At 65.5% G+C, this 14,752-nt stretch carries 14 protein-coding genes and 1 pseudogene; 7 read left to right on the top strand and 8 right to left on the bottom strand.

Translation table 11 applies throughout. The annotated features are described in order from the left end of the window. Positions 1–57: 57 nt before the first annotated feature. Both FYJ92_RS09535 and pepN read left to right on the top strand, forming a co-directional pair. Positions 58–1,047, top strand: a complete 990-nt coding sequence (locus FYJ92_RS09535; RefSeq protein ID WP_185263751.1) for a YeiH family protein — start codon at positions 58–60, stop codon at positions 1,045–1,047. A gap of 53 nt (positions 1,048–1,100) precedes the next feature. Beyond that, positions 1,101–3,722, top strand: coding sequence for an aminopeptidase N (gene pepN / locus FYJ92_RS09530; protein ID WP_185260526.1), 2,622 nt, complete (start codon positions 1,101–1,103; stop codon positions 3,720–3,722). Between the two features lie 17 nt (positions 3,723–3,739). On the opposite strand, the gene FYJ92_RS09525 is transcribed toward pepN, so the two are convergent. The 5 genes from FYJ92_RS09525 to FYJ92_RS09505 form a co-directional block, all read right to left on the bottom strand. Beyond that, positions 3,740–4,840 carry a biotin/lipoate A/B protein ligase family protein gene (locus tag FYJ92_RS09525; protein WP_370525917.1) on the bottom strand — a complete coding sequence of 367 codons (1,101 nt, stop codon included), beginning with the start codon at positions 4,838–4,840 and terminating at the stop codon, positions 3,740–3,742. Positions 4,841–4,944: 104 nt separating this feature from the next. Then, positions 4,945–5,202: a type B 50S ribosomal protein L31 gene (locus FYJ92_RS09520; protein WP_111909496.1), complete on the bottom strand. Its 258-nt coding sequence runs from the start codon at positions 5,200–5,202 to the stop codon at positions 4,945–4,947. A 122-nt stretch (positions 5,203–5,324) separates the two neighbouring features. Beyond that, positions 5,325–6,149 (bottom strand): RNA methyltransferase, encoded by an 825-nt coding sequence (locus tag FYJ92_RS09515; protein ID WP_185260524.1) that lies wholly within the window; start codon positions 6,147–6,149, stop codon positions 5,325–5,327. 7 nt (positions 6,150–6,156) lie between these two features. Further along, the gene (locus tag FYJ92_RS09510) at positions 6,157–6,942 is read right to left on the bottom strand and encodes a sulfite exporter TauE/SafE family protein (RefSeq protein ID WP_185260523.1); all 786 of its coding nucleotides are present in this window, start codon (positions 6,940–6,942) and stop codon (positions 6,157–6,159) included. An 18-nt stretch (positions 6,943–6,960) separates the two neighbouring features. Then, entirely contained in the window at positions 6,961–7,746 is a 786-nt protein-coding gene (locus FYJ92_RS09505) for an ABC transporter ATP-binding protein (RefSeq protein WP_185260522.1), read from the bottom strand. A gap of 169 nt (positions 7,747–7,915) precedes the next feature. Between FYJ92_RS09505 and serB the strand changes: the two genes are divergently transcribed. Further along, positions 7,916–8,809 carry a phosphoserine phosphatase SerB gene (serB, locus tag FYJ92_RS09500; RefSeq protein WP_185260521.1) on the top strand — a complete coding sequence of 298 codons (894 nt, stop codon included), beginning with the start codon at positions 7,916–7,918 and terminating at the stop codon, positions 8,807–8,809. A gap of 330 nt (positions 8,810–9,139) precedes the next feature. Here the strand turns inward: serB and FYJ92_RS09495 are convergent, their stop codons facing one another. Both FYJ92_RS09495 and FYJ92_RS09490 read right to left on the bottom strand, forming a co-directional pair. After that, positions 9,140–9,892, bottom strand: coding sequence for an SDR family oxidoreductase (locus tag FYJ92_RS09495; protein ID WP_185260520.1), 753 nt, complete (start codon positions 9,890–9,892; stop codon positions 9,140–9,142). Between the two features lie 114 nt (positions 9,893–10,006). Beyond that, positions 10,007–10,732, bottom strand: a complete 726-nt coding sequence (locus FYJ92_RS09490; RefSeq protein ID WP_185260519.1) for a beta-ketoacyl-ACP reductase — start codon at positions 10,730–10,732, stop codon at positions 10,007–10,009. 144 nt (positions 10,733–10,876) lie between these two features. Here FYJ92_RS09490 and FYJ92_RS09485 point away from each other — a divergent pair, with 144 nt between their 5' ends. The 4 genes and pseudogenes from FYJ92_RS09485 to FYJ92_RS09470 form a co-directional block, all read left to right on the top strand. Then, the gene (locus tag FYJ92_RS09485; protein WP_185260518.1) at positions 10,877–11,311 is read left to right on the top strand and encodes a DUF3099 domain-containing protein; all 435 of its coding nucleotides are present in this window, start codon (positions 10,877–10,879) and stop codon (positions 11,309–11,311) included. After that, positions 11,308–11,583 carry a hypothetical protein gene (locus FYJ92_RS09480; protein WP_185260517.1) on the top strand — a complete coding sequence of 92 codons (276 nt, stop codon included), beginning with the start codon at positions 11,308–11,310 and terminating at the stop codon, positions 11,581–11,583. The genes FYJ92_RS09485 and FYJ92_RS09480 overlap by 4 nt, the downstream gene beginning before the upstream one ends. Beyond that, a complete protein-coding gene (locus FYJ92_RS09475; RefSeq protein ID WP_185260516.1) occupies positions 11,584–12,477 on the top strand; it encodes an SURF1 family protein in 894 nt (297 codons plus the stop codon). Between the two features lie 239 nt (positions 12,478–12,716). Further along, positions 12,717–12,947, top strand: a pseudogene (locus FYJ92_RS09470) (YbaK/EbsC family protein); the annotation flags it as partial. 133 nt (positions 12,948–13,080) lie between these two features. Here the strand turns inward: FYJ92_RS09470 and FYJ92_RS09465 are convergent. Continuing rightward, the gene (locus tag FYJ92_RS09465; protein ID WP_185260515.1) at positions 13,081–14,679 is read right to left on the bottom strand and encodes an ABC-F family ATP-binding cassette domain-containing protein; all 1,599 of its coding nucleotides are present in this window, start codon (positions 14,677–14,679) and stop codon (positions 13,081–13,083) included. Positions 14,680–14,752 lie beyond the last annotated feature (73 nt).

The raw sequence follows: 14,752 nt of genomic DNA, 5'->3' as shown, positions 1-14,752 counted from the left end.
GCCGGCGGGAACAGCGGCCGCCGAGGCGCCCTGCGGGCACGCCTCCGCGGTGTGGCGATGCGTTCCGGCAGGCTCCTGCCCGGCCTCCTGACAGCCACCCCCGCCCTTGCCGTTGCCTTCGCCGTACATGCCATGGTGCCGGCACTGCCGGCCATGACCATCGCGGTTGCGTTGGGTCTGCTCGCCGCCAACCTTCCCGGCACGGCAGTGTGGATCGCAGGCCGGGCAAGGCCGGGCCTGGACTTTGCGGGCAAGCACCTGATGCGCGGAGGCATAGTCCTGCTGGGCCTCAAAGTGAGCATCATGGACATCCTGGGCCTGGGCTGGCTGGCCATGGTCCTCATCACTGGCGTGGTGCTTCTGAGTTTCGGCGGCACGTACCTGCTGGTGCGGCTGTTCCGGCTTCCGCGTGAGACCGCGCTGCTGGTGGCCACCGGCTTTTCGATCTGCGGGGCGTCCGCCATCGGAGCCATGGCGGCTGTGCGCCGGATCCGGCATGCGGACACCGTTCTGCCGGTGGCGTTGGTGACAGTGTGCGGCACCCTGGCGATCGGCATCCTGCCGCTGCTAATGCATCCCCTGCACTTGAGCCCCCTCGCTTTCGGTGCCTGGACGGGTGCGTCGGTGCACGACGTCGGCCAGGTGGTGGCCACGGCGCAGACTGCCGGCACCGCGGCCCTGGGCATCGCCGTCGTCGTTAAGCTCACCCGCGTGCTGCTGCTGGCACCGGTGGTTGCCGTGGCGGGCCTGCACCACCGCATGAGCCCGTCGGGCCAACACGCGCTGCCGCCGCTGGTTCCGCTGTTCGTGGTGGGGTTTGTGGCCCTGGTGGGGCTCCGGTCCACGGGCTGGCTTTCCGACGGCTGGCTCGACGCCGGTGCCGGGCTGCAGGACATTCTCCTGGGGGCGGCCTTGTTCGGGCTCGGGTCCGCCGTGCGGGTCCGCACGCTGCTGCACACCGGAGCGAGGGCACTGCTCGCGGCGCTGGCGGCATGGCTGCTGATCGCGCTGCTGGGCCTGGCAGCGGCCCTGCTGATGACCGCCTAGGCCGGCGGCCGGATGGTGAGCCGCAGGCCCGGATCCCGTGATTAGATAGCTGAGTGTCACATGAGAATCTGCAGCGCAATGAAGCCGCTCAACGGTCAGCCCTGATCAGCACCCACAGTTACGACGTCTCCCTGGATGTGCGGCAGGCAGCGGACCCGGACGTGGCGGGCTACATCAGCCGCAGCGTTATCAACTTCTCGGCAGCCGTGCCGGGCCAGGGGCAGGTGGTGGCGGGGTCTACATTTCTGGATTTCATCGCCGGCGAAGTCCACAGCGTGTTCCTCAACGGCATTGGACTACCCGTGGCCGACGTGGTGGAGGGATCCCGGATCCGCCTGGACAACCTGCAGGCGGAGAACCAGGTCACAGTCACCGGCATGGCCCTGTACAGCCGGTCCGGCGAGGGCATGCACCGCTTTGTGGATCCCGCCGACGGCCGGTGCTACCTCTACACGCAATACGAACCCGCCGACGCACGGCGCGTGTTCGCCAACTTTGAACAGCCCGACCTCAAGGCCGAGTACACGTTCCACGTCATGGCACCGTCCGGCTGGGAGGTGGCCTCAAACGGTGTGGAAGCGGCCCGCACGCAGCTGACGAGCGATCCGGACACCAGCCGCTGGGACTTCGCCACCACCCGCCCCATGTCCACCTACATCACCACAATCCTCGCCGGGCCCTACTTCAAGGCCCGGGACCACTGGAGCGCCACACTCGACGACGGCACGCTGCTGGCGGTGCCCCTGGCGCTGTACTGCCGGGCTTCGATGGCGGAATCCTTCGATGCCGCGGAGCTCTTCCGCCTGACCAAAAACGGGCTGGACTTCTTCAACCGGCTGTTCGACTACCCATACCCCTGGGGGAAATACGATCAGGCCTTTGTCCCGGAATACAACCTGGGCGCGATGGAAAACCCGGGCTTGGTCACCTTTACCGAAAGCTATGTGTTCACGTCCCGCGCCACCGACGCGCAGTACCAGGCCCGCGCGAACACGCTGATGCACGAGATGGCGCACATGTGGTTCGGGGACCTCGTCACGATGCAGTGGTGGGACGACCTGTGGCTGAAAGAGTCCTTCGCGGACTACATGGGCACCCTCGGCGTGGACCGTGCTACCGACTGGGACACCGCGTGGGTGAACTTCGCCAACAAACGCAAGGCCTGGGCCTATGTCCAGGACCAGCTGCCCACCACACACCCGATCGTGGCCGACATCCCCGACCTCGAGGCCGCCAAGCAGAACTTCGACGGCATCACCTACGCCAAGGGCGCGTCCGTGCTCAAGCAGTTGGTGGCGTACGTGGGGTTTGAAGCGTTCATCGCCGGCTCACGGCAGTACTTCCGCGACCACGCCTACGGGAACACCACCCTGGCGGACCTCCTGAAAGCCCTTAGTGCTGCTTCCGGCCGCGACCTTGCCGGCTGGGCTGCCGCCTGGCTGCAGACCTCCGGGATTTCCACGCTGTCCCTGGAGACGAAAACGCACGACGGCGTACTGGACGCTGTCACGATCGTCCAGGATGCGGTGGACCCCGTTACCGGACGGGAGGAACTGCGGCCGCACCGGCTGCGCGTGGGCTCGTACAACTTCGGCGCCGACGGCGCCCTGGTCCGCACCGGAAGTGTTGAAACGGACGTTGCCAGAGCACGGACGGAGATCCCGGAACTGGCGGGGCAGCCGCGGCCCGCCCTCCTGCTCGTCAACGATGATGACCTCACCTACGCCAAAGTACGGCTGGACCCGGTGTCCGAGGCGACAGTCCTGGCGTCGCTGGACCGGATTACCGACCCCATGGCCCGGGCCCTCTGCTGGACCGCGCTATGGAACTCCGCCCGCGACGGGGAAAGCCCGGCCTCGCGCTATGTGGAGGCCGTGACGTCGTTCGGACCGGCCGAAACGGGAGTCGGCGTGCTGCTGAACACCCTCGAGAACGCCTCCACCGCCGTCGAACGCTACACCCCCGTGGCCCAACGCGACGCGGTGCGTGGCTCCTTCCTGGCGGCGGCCGACGCCCAGCTGGGTAAGGCAGCGCCGGGTTCAGACCACCAGCTGGCCTGGGCGCGGACGCTGGCCGCCGTCAGCCGTCACGACGCTGCCCTCCTCCCCCGGCTCAGGGGCCTGCTGGACGGCTCGGTGGTGGTGGACGGCCTGGCCGTGGACGCCGAGCTGCGCTGGAGCCTCTGGCATGCCTTGGCGGCCAACGGGCAGGCCGTCCCCGACGAGCTGGACGCCGAACTCGAACGGGACACCACTGCCTCGGGCCGGGCGGGCCATGCCACGGCGATGGCCGCCCGGCCGGAGCCTGGCGTAAAGGCCGCCGCCTGGCGGGACGCGGTGGAGGGGGCGGAGCTGTCGAACCAGCTCCTCAGCGCCACCATCGCCGGCTTTGCGACCGCTCCCGCTGCCCTGATGGACCCCTATGTGGAGCCCTACTTTGAGTGCCTCCGCGTCGTCTGGGACCAGCGGAGCATCGAAATCGCCAGCCGGATCGTCCGGGGGCTGTACCCCCTGGCGCAGAACCTGCCGGCGGGGACCCTGCCAGTGGAGCACCCCGTGGTGGTCCGCACGGATGCCTGGCTGACGGCCAACACTGACGCGCCCCGGGCGCTGCGCCGGATCATTGTGGAGCAGCGGAGCCACCTGCTCCGGGGGCTCACCGCACAGCTGCAGTAGGCCACCCCGGCACGGGCTTACGGGACCCGGTGCAGCCAATCTTCGGCGCCGAACTTGGTGGTCACCCGGTCCCGGGCGGCACTGAGTTCGGCGGTAGTGAGTTCCGATGGGGTGGCAGCATACCGTTCGCTGAACACTTCCATCATGGCGGCGATGATCTCCGTACGGGCCAGTCCGGTCTGCCGGCGCAGCGGATCAACCCGTTTCTTGGCGCTGCGCGTGCCCTTGTCCGAGAGCTTCTCCTTGCCGATGCGCAGCACCTCGACCATCTTGTCGGCGTCGATGTCGTAGCTCATCGTGACGTGGTGCAGCATCCCCCCGTTGGCGAGGCGCTTCTGGGCAGCACCGCCGATCTTGCCTTGGTCCGTGGCGATATCGTTCAGGGGCACGTAAAAGGCCGTCACCCCGATTTTTTCGAGGGCGGCCATCACCCAGGCGTCCAGGAACGCGTAGGAATCCGCGAAGCTGATCCCGTCCACCAGCGTCTGCGGCAGGTACAGGGAGTACGTGATGCAGTTTCCGGCCTCCATAAACATGGCTCCGCCGCCGCTGATCCGACGGACCACACTGATGCCGTGCCGGGCTACGCCGTCCGGATCCAGCTCATTCCGAAACGACTGGAAACTGCCGATCACCACGGATGGCTCCTCCCAGTCCCAGAACCGCAGGGTGGGGTTGCGACGGCCGGCGCCCACCTCTTCGGTCAGCACCTCATCCAGGGCGACGTTGATATGCGTCGGCAGCACTGTGGGGGCGATGATGTTCCAGTGGTGGTCTGTCCAGGCTGTTGCCTTCGACAGGGCGCGGCGTACGGTGACGGCCACGGCGTCGGCCGAAAAGCCGAACAGGACGGCGCCGGGAGGCAGCGAAGTGGTGACGGCCGCGGCCAGCTCCGCCGCCGTCGTGCTTTCCGGAAGTCCTGTCAGCGCCCGGTTGATGGCGGGCAGCGCCTCATCGGGTTCGAGGAAAAAGTCGCCGCTGAGGGAGACGTCGGCGAGGAGACCGTCCACAACGTCGAAGTCCACCACCACAAGTTTGCCGCCGGGGACTTTGTACTCACCGTGGTGGCTGCGGGGGTGGTCTTCAGCGGCAAATGGCGAGGCAATCATGCCATTCATCCTGCCCCACGATCAGGGCTCCCCGAAACGACAAAGCCCAGGACGCAAAAAGCCCGCACCGTTGCCGGTGCGGGCTTTCCAAAGAACCTTGGGGGTGAAGTGAATTACTTCGCGCCGCCGAAGCCCTTGAAGCGAGCGTTGAAGCGCTCGACGCGGCCTGCAGAGTCCATGATTCGCTGCTTGCCCGTGTAGAACGGGTGGGACTCGGAGGAGATTTCGACGTCGATAACCGGGTAGGTGTTTCCGTCTTCCCACTCGATGGTCTTCTTGGAAGACACGGTGGACTTGGTCAGGAAACTGACGCCGGAAGCCAGGTCGTTGAAAACAACAGCTTCGTACTTCGGGTGGATATCAGACTTCATAATGGGGCCTTTGTTCGCACAACTGGATTTTGCCAGCTGCCAGGTATGAATGGGATGGCTGGTGTCTGCTTCACTGCCGCAAGGCAGAAAACGCAGGACAGCCAGCTGTTAATAATAGCTGATCAACGCGGACCCTGCGAACCGCGGGGCCGGAGTTCCCAGAACGCCACAGCGGAGGCCGCCGCCACGTTGAGGGAGTCCACTCCTGCGCGCATGGGGATCTTCACGGCGAGGTCGGCGGCGGCAAGCGTCCCGGCGCTCATGCCGGCACCCTCAGTGCCGAGCACCAGGGCCAGCCTGTCCGGATTGCGCGCGGCGAGCCCGTCCACAGCCACGGCGTCCTCGGTGAGTTCAAGCGCGGCCACCGTGAAGCCGGCTTCCTTGAGCAGCGACAGGTCCCCCGGCCAGGACTCCAGCCGCGCCCAGGGCACCTGGAAGACCGTTCCCATGCTGACCCGGACACTGCGGCGATAGAGCGGATCGCCGCAGCGCGGCGAAATCAGGACCGCGTCGATGTCCAGTGCCGCGGCCGACCGGAAGATGGCGCCCACGTTGGTGTGGTCCACTATGTCCTCCAGGACCGCGACCCGGTGCGCGCCAGCCAGCAGCTCCTGGAGGGGCACCGGCTCCGGCCGCTGCATGGCCGCCATGGCGCCGCGGTGCAGGTGGAACCCGGTGATCTCTTCGAGCAGGGCGGCGCTGCCAATGAAGGCGGGAGCGTCCGGGTAGGCAGTGAGGACATCCCGCAGGTCAGCCAGCCATTTCTCCGCCAGGAAGAACGACCTTGGCCGGTGGCCGGCCGCCAACGCCCGGCGGAGAACCCGCGAGGATTCGGCGATGTACATTCCTTCAGCCGGTTCGCGGAGCTTCCGCAAGTTCACGTCCGTCAGCTGCGTGTAGTCGGAGACGCGGGGGTCCCCGGCGGATTCAAGATAGTGGATTGTCACCGGCTGATTATTTCAGCAGGTTGGCGGTCATAAAGCCCAGCGCCATCAGGCCGAGCGCAAAGATGACGGTCCGCAGCACAGCCGGGGACAGCCGCCGCCCAACTTTGGAGCCCAGAAGGCCGCCGATTGTGGAGCTCACGGCGATCAGGAGCACCACCAGCCAGTTGATCCGGTCAAAGGCGAAGAGCAGGTACGACACGGCGGCCACAAGGTTGACGCCGAGGACCAGAATGTTCTTCATGGCGTTGGCGTTCTGGATGGTGCCGGTGAGGAATACGCCCAGGATGCCCACCAGGAGGATGCCCTGGGCGGCCACGAAGTATCCCCCATAGACGCCGGCCAGGTACACCAGGACAATCAGGAGAATGCCGTGCCTTTTGTCCTTGATGGCGTGCTCGGGGTTTTCCTCGCGATTGCGGACCCAGGCCTGCAGCCGCGGCTGGAACACCACCATCAGCAGGGCAAGCACCAGGAGAACCGGGGCCACGTAGTGGAAGACCTTCTCCGGCAGGTGCAACAGCAACCAGGCCCCGGTGATGCCGCCCAGCAGCGACGCCGGCAGGAGCTTCAACAACTGCAGGCCGCGGCCCTTGAGCTCGCGGCGGTACCCCCACGCACCCGCTGCGGTGCCGGCCACAAGGCCCATCGCGTTGCTCATGGAAGCCACCACGGGAGTGACTCCGAGGGCGATCAGGACCGGGAACGTCACCAGGGTGCCGGAGCCTACAACGGCGTTGATGGTGCCGGCCCACAGGCCGGCAAAAAACACAAAGCTGCTGCTGAGAAGATCCACGATTGGCGGCGCCGCGGCCTAGCGGCGGGCGGTGGCGGTGTAGCGGCCAGCGTTGACGGTGACGTCGAGTTCCACGCCGAAGGTCTTGCTGAGGTGCTCCGCCGTCAGCACGCCCGCGAGGGGTCCGGCCGCCACCACGTTGGAGTCTCGGAGCAACATCGCATGGGTGAAGCCCGGGGGCACCTCTTCGAGGTGGTGGGTGACCAGGACAATGGCCGGAGCGGACTCATCACCGGCCAGTTCGCTGAGGCGGTGCACCAGGTCCTCGCGCCCACCCAGGTCCAGGCCGGCTGCGGGTTCGTCGAGCAGGAGGAGTTCTGGATCAGTCATGAGGGCGCGGGCAATCTGTACCCGCTTGCGCTCACCCTCGGACAGGGACGCGAAAGCCCGGTTCAGGAACGGACCCATGCCCCAGTCATTCAGCAGCATGAAGGCCCGGCGTTCGTCAGCCTTTTCATAGCCTTCACGCCAGCGGCCCGTGACGCCGTACGCTGCGGTGACAACAACGTTGAGGACTGTTTCGTGCCCGGGAATCTGGTTGGCCAGGGCGGCGGAGGACAGGCCGATGCGGGGACGGAGTTCAAACACGTCCACGGAGCCGAGGATTTCCTCCAGGATGCCGGCGATGCCGCTCGTGGGGTGAAGACGGGCTGCAGCAATCTGCAGGAGAGTGGTCTTGCCTGCACCGTTGGGTCCCAGGATGACCCAGCGTTCGCCCTCTTTGACCTGCCAGTCCACCTTGTTCAGGAGCGTTTTAGCCCCACGGACAACGCTGACGGCGGCCAATTCAAGAACATCACTCATAGGAGTAGACACTAGGACAAAAAAGGGGCGGACTGATAACTGATACTTGGACAGCGATACGGGCCATAGTCGCCGGCCCCGCCCGCTGGCCGGCCCGCCCGCGGGGGTTCGCCATCAACCTGGCGCAATCAATTCGGGTGGCTCTTCCCCGCTGACTAAGATTGCAGCCATGACTTCGAACGTGACTGCGGTCAGCTATGGCCCAAAACTGACCGCCTCCGGGCTCGATACCGTGCACGACGCCCTGACGGGCAGTGGCGCCAGGGTCCGATCCCAATCAAGGGGCGGGGACAACCGGTTTGAGGTCCACACTGCCGAGCTCACTATCGCCGACGGCACGGACGCCGGTATTTCCGCACTCCGCAGAGCGGTGGCCGAGGCGGCGCAGGCCGGCCTGGACACCGCCATCGTTCCCGCAGGTTTGCGTGCGGCTCCGCGGAAGCTGCTGATCATGGACGTTGATTCGACACTGATCCAGCAGGAAGTCATTGAGCTCCTGGCGGCCTATGCGGGCAAGCGGGAGGAAGTGGCGGCAGTCACCGAATCCGCTATGCGCGGTGAACTGGACTTTGCGCAGAGCCTCCACGCGCGGGTGGCCGTGCTCGCAGGACTGCCAGCCGCCGTCGTCGATTCCGTCCGGGCGGAAGTGAAGCTGAGCGACGGTGCCGCTGAGCTGGTTGCGGCCTTCAAAGCTGCGGGCCATGTGGTGGCCGTGGTGTCCGGCGGGTTCAACCAGATCCTGCGTCCCATAGCGGAGGATCTGGGCCTGGACTACTGGCTGGCTAACGAGCTTGAAATTGTGGACGGCGCCCTGACCGGCAACGTAATTGGTGCCGTCATCGACCGCGCGGCGAAGGAAAAGTACCTGCGCGAGTGGGCGGCCGCCGAAGGCATCGCGATGGAACACACCATTGCCGTGGGCGACGGCGCCAACGACCTGGATATGCTCGGGGCCGCCGGGATCGGTGTGGCGTTCAACGCCAAACCTGCGGTCCGGGCCGTCGCGGATGCTGCGATCAACATGCCGTATCTCGACGCGGTGCGCCACATCGCCGGGGTCTGAAGCCCCGCATCCTTGGCCGTCCGGTCCCGGTCAGCGACCGTAACGTCACGTTCCACTGCGGCCGCTCACCGTGCGCCGCGGAGGCAAGCCAGGCGACGGCGTCCTCGAAGCCGCGGGGCACGAGCTCGACCCATTGGCGAACCCTGATGTTGGGATCGATGGTTGCCTCGAAGTGATCACCGTCAGGGAATACCTGCCGGATAGCTACGGCCCGTAACCTCTCGTTGCTGAGCCATGCAAGAAGCCCCGGGCAGGAGTACTGCCCGGGGCTCACCGCGGTGATGGATTTTGCCGCGTGGAAACACGGCCCTTACGGGATGCCCGGAAGCGCTACTCGACGCCCTTGCCGAAGTAGTCGGAGCCGCCGGCGTACTCCGTGTGGCCGGATTCGACGTCGGCCGTAGCCATGCCGGCCACAACTTCAGCGAACTCCTCCACGGAGTAGAGCTTTCCGGCCTCGGCGCGGCGTGCTTCGATGGCGCCCGGGTTTGAGCGGTCCAGCAGCGTGGCCGTGACGGTGCCTTCGATCATGTCGCCGGACACAACCACCAGCGAGATGCCCTTCTCAGCGAGGTTCGGGAGGAGCTCACGCAGGGCGTCCTCGCCGGCACGCTTGCTGCGGGCCACAGGCTCGTATTCGGGCATGGTGGGCACGGAGTTGATGAAGTGGGCCTGGTGGCTGGTCACGAAGACCACACGGGAGCCTTCCTTCATCAGGGGCACGGCGGCGTTGAGCATGTTGACCTGCGCATCGCGGTTGAGCTTAAGGGCGTAGTCGTCTGCCATGCCGGACTCCATGCCGCCGGACGCGTTGAGTACCAGGACGTCCAGCGAACCGAAGTTCTCCATGGCCGCACTGGCCAGGGCCTGCACGCCTTCCTGGGTGGTGAGGTCCGCACCCACGGCGGTGGCCCGGCCGCCGGCAGCTTCGATTCCTGCGACCACCTTGTTGGCGCGCGGCGCCTTCTGGCGGTAGTTAACGACGACGGCCGCGCCCTCGGCAGCGAGGTTCTTGGCCACTTCGGCGCCGATTCCCCGTGAGGATCCGGTCACGATGGCGGTTTTGTTGTCCAGCAGTCCCATATGGGCTCCTTTGTTCGAAACGTCTAAATCCGTTGAGGTCTGGTGTCAATCATGCCAGCGCCTAGTCCACAATCACTTGTGTGACCCCGACAAAGAAGGCAGTTCACCCTCGTTTCAGTGGCCCATGCCGAGTCCGCCGTCGACGGGGATGACGGCACCGGAAATGTAGGCGGCCTCGTCGCTGGAGATCCAGCGGACCACGTTGGCCACTTCCGAAGCCTCGGCAAAGCGGCCGGCAGGTATGCCGGAAAGGTAGTTTTTCTGGGTGGCCTCGGGCAGTTCCGCCGTCATATCCGTGTTGATGAATCCGGGGGCCACCACGTTTGCTGTGATCCCGCGTGAGCCCAGCTCACGCGTCAGGGAGCGGGCGATGCCCACCAGGCCGGCTTTGGAAGCGGAGTAGTTGATCTGGCCCGGCGCACCATAGAGGCCCGAGACCGAGGAAATGAGGACCACGCGGCCCTTGCGCATCCGAATCATGCCCTTCGAAGCGCGCTTGATGACCCGGAAAGCTCCGGTGAGGTTGGTGTCGATCACCGATGTGAAGTCGTCTTCGCTCATCCGCATCAGGAGCGTGTCCTTGGTGATTCCCGCGTTTGCCACCAAGACCTCAACGGGACCGTGGGCAGCTTCCACCTCGGCGAAAGCCGCATCGACGGAGGCCTCGTCGGTCACATCGGCCTTGACGCCCAGAATGCCGGCCGGCAGCTCCGAGGGGCTCCGGTAAGTCACGGCCACCTTGTCGCCATTGGCTACAAAAGCCTGCGCGATGGCCAGGCCGATGCCGCGGTTTCCACCGGTGATCAGGACACTGCGGGCCGATGTAGCTGCTTCAGACATTAAACGCTCCGGGATTCTGCGGCATGTGCAGCCGCGGGTAGGACGGGGTGTGATTTTTGCTGCCTCCGATCTTAGCCCGCGTTTGGGCGCAACTGCCGATGGTGAGAGAATTGAAGGAAGCCTTTGGAGCGTGATCAATCAGCCGTGACCCTTGAAAACCATGCTGGACAGTCCGTGCCCGGAGACCCCGAAAGGTTCTCCGGGGATTCCGGGGTCCACAGCATTACGGACGCGGCGGACGCCCACTCGGAGGACATGCGACGGCGCATGATCAAGTACGCGCTGGCCATGGGAATCCGCATGGTCTGCCTCATCCTCATTTTTGTGGTGGACGGCTGGTTCAAGCTCGTTATGGTCGCTGGCGCCGTCTTTCTCCCGTGGATTGCGGTGGTGATCGCGAACGGCAGCGATCAGGCGGAGATCCACAGCGACTCACTGCTCGACTCGGCCCCGCTGGCCGAGCTGGAAAGCCAAGCCGGGCCGCCGGAACAGGACGGCACCACGTCCGCGGTCATCCAGGGCGAACTCATTGATGACGACGACGAACCCACGCAAGGACAGGAACGGCGCGCCTCATGAACATTTTTGACCTGGCTGCAGGGACTGCTGGTCCCCCGCCGGCCATGGCTGCCATGTGCTCCCGCAAGGCGTGCCGTACGGAAGCGTCCTGGCAACTGCTCTGGAACAACCCCAAGATCCATACGCCGGAACGCCGCAAAACCTGGCTTGCCTGCAACGACCACCGTGACTGGCTCGAAGACTACCTCCAGACCCGCGGCCTGTGGAAGGAAACCCTGGTCCTGGATTCGGGGGATGACGCGGGCCGGGCGCCGGTAGGGCAGGACGGCTGAATGTACCGCTTCCTCTTCTCCAGCAAGTGGCTGGGATACCTCCTGCTGGCCGCCATCTTCGCGGCTGCCTGCGTCTTCCTTGGCCGCTGGCAGATGGACCGCCGCGCAGAGACCCTCGCAGAGATCAACCGCGTCGTCACCAACTATTCCGCCACACCCATCTCCTTCGACGCAGCACGGGACGAGTTCGCCGCACTGGACCCCTCGAAGGAATGGACCCAGGTGGAACTCCAAGGCGCCTACGCTCCCGACGGTCAGCGCATTGTCCGCAACCGTCCGCTGAACGGGCAGCCCGGGTATGAGGTGGTTGTCCCCTTCAAGCTCGAGACCGGCGAAACTGTGGTGATTGACCGCGGCTGGCTGCCCATCGGCAACAAGAACCCGGGCAGTCCCGATTCCATTCCGGCGCCTCCCGCCGGCCCAGTGACCGCTGTCGTCCGCCTCAAGCACGGGGAGCCCCAACTGGACCGTGGTGCCCCCGAGGGCCAGCTTGCTTCCATCGATCTCCCCACCTATGCGGACCAACTGGGATACCCGGTCCTGACTGGCGCCTACGGACAGCTCGCGTCTGAATCTCCCGCCCCCGCTGACACGCCCGTCCCGTTCCCGAAGCCGGCCACCGAAGAAGGCACGCACCTGTCCTATTCCCTGCAGTGGTTTGCGTTTGGCGTACTGATGTTCGTGGGCTTCGGGTACGCCGCACGGCAGCAGGCCAGGAATGCTGCGATCGACGCCGAGGATGAGCTTGAGGGTGAAGACAGGTCGCGGGATTCCGGCAGCCCCGTGCATTCCGCCGCTGCGGCAGCCCGCCGTCGTCCGCCTGTTGCCCGCAAACGCAAGAAGGCGACCGCCGAAGAAGAGGAAGACGCCCTCCTGGACGCGCAGGGTTACTGACGCATGCATGGTGTGGAGGTTGCCGCCCTGGTGGCGAATGTGAAAAGCGCCCTGTGGTTGCGTTCGCTTTCGTCAGTTGCGTTCGCTTCGCAACGCGGGTGATTTCCCGCGTGCTGGCTCGTTCCTCGCCTCTGACGCACGCTACATAAATCACCCACGCTACTTCGCTCGTGCCTTATTGCGCACCAGCAAGGGCAGTACTGCCAAGTGGACACGGCCTTGTTGTCGGTCCGGTGAAAACAGGAAAGATCCGCCGGGCCACCGCCGCGTTCGTCCTGCAACACACAGGCCAGGAAGTAGGCGGCGTAGCCCCGGTAGGCCACCCGAAAAAGATCAGAACACTCCTGGACAACTCACTCAAGGCCCACAAAGTCCTCTGGGCCGGAGCAGGAGACCACAACTCAATGTTCAGCATCACGTACGAAGACCTGCTGCGAATCACGCACGCAACGGAACTAACGGTCCGCTAGCTCCCCCAAGGTGACTGGACCGTCAGCGCAGCGACGCGGTGGATTTGTGTAGCGTGCGTCTAAGCGAGGAACGAGCGAGCACGCGGCAAATCTAGGGCGGTGCTAAGCGGAAGGCGACCGGACGCCGAGAAGGCTAAGCCAGCGTAATCAGGTCGAGGTAGTCTTCGTTCCAGTGGTCCTCGATGCCGTCGGGCAGCAGCACAACGCGCTCGGGGTTCAGCGCTTCGACGGCACCTTCATCGTGGCTCACGAGGACGACGGCGCCGGTGTAGTTGCTCAGTGCCCCGAGGATTTCGGCGCGGCTGGCCGGGTCGAGGTTGTTGGTGGGCTCGTCAAGGAGAAGCACGTTCGCGCTTGAGGCCACGATGGTGGCCAGGGCCAGCCGGGTCTTCTCGCCGCCGGAGAGCACACCGGCGGGCTTATCGACGTCGTCTCCGGAGAAAAGGAACGAGCCCAGGATGTTGCGGACTTCCGCGTCGTTCATGTCCGGGGCGGAGGAGCGCATGTTCTGCAGGACGGTGCGGTCCACGTCGAGCGTCTCGTGCTCCTGGGCGTAGTAGCCCACCTTCAGGCCGTGGCCCGCCACGACCTCGCCGGTGTCCGGCTTGTCGACGCCGGCGAGCATCCGCAGGAGGGTGGTCTTGCCGGCCCCGTTGAGGCCTAGGATGACCACCTTGGAACCGCGGTCGATGGCCAGGTCCACGTCGGTGAAGATCTCCAGCGAACCGTAGGACTTGCTGAGTCCGTCCGCTGTCAGCGGAGTCTTGCCGCAGGGTGACGGATCAGGGAAGCGCAGGGCCGCCACGCGGTCGGTCGCGCGGACGGCTTCGAGGCCGCCCAGCAGACGTTCGGCACGCTTGGCCATGTTCTGCGCTGCGACGGCCTTGGTGGCCTTGGCGCGCATTTTGTTGGCCTGGTCGATGAGGACCTGGGCTTTCTTCTCCGCGTTGGCGCGCTCACGCTTGCGGGCGCGCTCATCCGTTTCTCGCTGGAGCAGGTAGCGCTTCCAGTTCATATTGTAGAAGTCGACCTTGGCGCGGTTGGGATCCAGCAGGAACACTTTGTTGACGGTGGCTTCGAGCAGCTCGGTATCGTGGCTGATCACGATCAGGCCGCCCTGGTGGTTCTTCAGGAACTCGCGGAGCCAGGTGATGGAGTCAGCGTCGAGGTGGTTGGTGGGCTCATCGAGGAGCATCGTTTCGGCGTCCGAATACAGGATCCGGGCGAGTTCCACACGACGGCGCTGGCCGCCGGACAGGGTCTTGAGCGGCTGGTTCAGCAGCCGGTCCGGGAGGGCCAGGTTGGAGCAGATCGCGGCGGCCTCGGCCTCGGCCGCGTAGCCGCCGGCGGCCAGGAACTCGGATTCCAGCCGGTCATAGCGGTTCATCGCCTTGCGCTGGACCTCGGTGTCCTCGCTGGCCATGTCCTCATGCGTCTGCTTGAGCTTGTTGACGGCTACGTCCAGACCTCGGGCGGAGAGGATGCGGTCGCGGGCCAGCTGTTCCATGTCCGGAGTGCGGGGATCCTGCGGCAGGTAGCCGATCTCGCCGCTGCGGGTAACCTTGCCGCCGGCGGGCTGGCCTTCGCCCGCGAGTACCCGGGTCAGGGTAGTCTTGCCTGCGCCGTTGCGGCCTACAAGGCCGATTTTGTCGCCCTTGTCGATGCGGAAGCTCACCTGGTCCATGAGGAGCCGGGCGCCGGCGCGCAGTTCAAGATCCTGGACAGTAATCACAGCAGGTAAGGCCTTTCACAACAGGGAAACGCCGCAGCTCATCGGATGACGTCTGGAAGCAGCCGGGCAGAAT

This window comes from Pseudarthrobacter sp. NBSH8 (assembly GCF_014217545.1).
Lineage (GTDB): Bacteria > Actinomycetota > Actinomycetes > Actinomycetales > Micrococcaceae > Arthrobacter.
The sequence above is the reverse complement of the archived record's forward strand: the minus strand, read 5'-3'. Positions and strand labels throughout refer to the sequence as shown.

What these genes read in the sequence shown, in the direction of transcription:
- FYJ92_RS09535 (WP_185263751.1), top strand. Translation starts at nt 58, where the DNA reads ATGCGTTCCGGCAGGCTCCTGCCCGGCCTCCTGACAGCCACCCCCGCC.
- FYJ92_RS09525 (WP_370525917.1), bottom strand. Translation starts at nt 4,840, where the DNA reads ATGAATGGCATGATTGCCTCGCCATTTGCCGCTGAAGACCACCCCCGC.
- FYJ92_RS09520 (WP_111909496.1), bottom strand. Translation starts at nt 5,202, where the DNA reads ATGAAGTCTGATATCCACCCGAAGTACGAAGCTGTTGTTTTCAACGAC.
- FYJ92_RS09505 (WP_185260522.1), bottom strand. Translation starts at nt 7,746, where the DNA reads ATGAGTGATGTTCTTGAATTGGCCGCCGTCAGCGTTGTCCGTGGGGCT.
- serB (WP_185260521.1), top strand. Translation starts at nt 7,916, where the DNA reads ATGACTTCGAACGTGACTGCGGTCAGCTATGGCCCAAAACTGACCGCC.
- FYJ92_RS09495 (WP_185260520.1), bottom strand. Translation starts at nt 9,892, where the DNA reads ATGGGACTGCTGGACAACAAAACCGCCATCGTGACCGGATCCTCACGG.
- FYJ92_RS09490 (WP_185260519.1), bottom strand. Translation starts at nt 10,732, where the DNA reads ATGTCTGAAGCAGCTACATCGGCCCGCAGTGTCCTGATCACCGGTGGA.
- FYJ92_RS09480 (WP_185260517.1), top strand. Translation starts at nt 11,308, where the DNA reads ATGAACATTTTTGACCTGGCTGCAGGGACTGCTGGTCCCCCGCCGGCC.
- FYJ92_RS09475 (WP_185260516.1), top strand. Translation starts at nt 11,584, where the DNA reads ATGTACCGCTTCCTCTTCTCCAGCAAGTGGCTGGGATACCTCCTGCTG.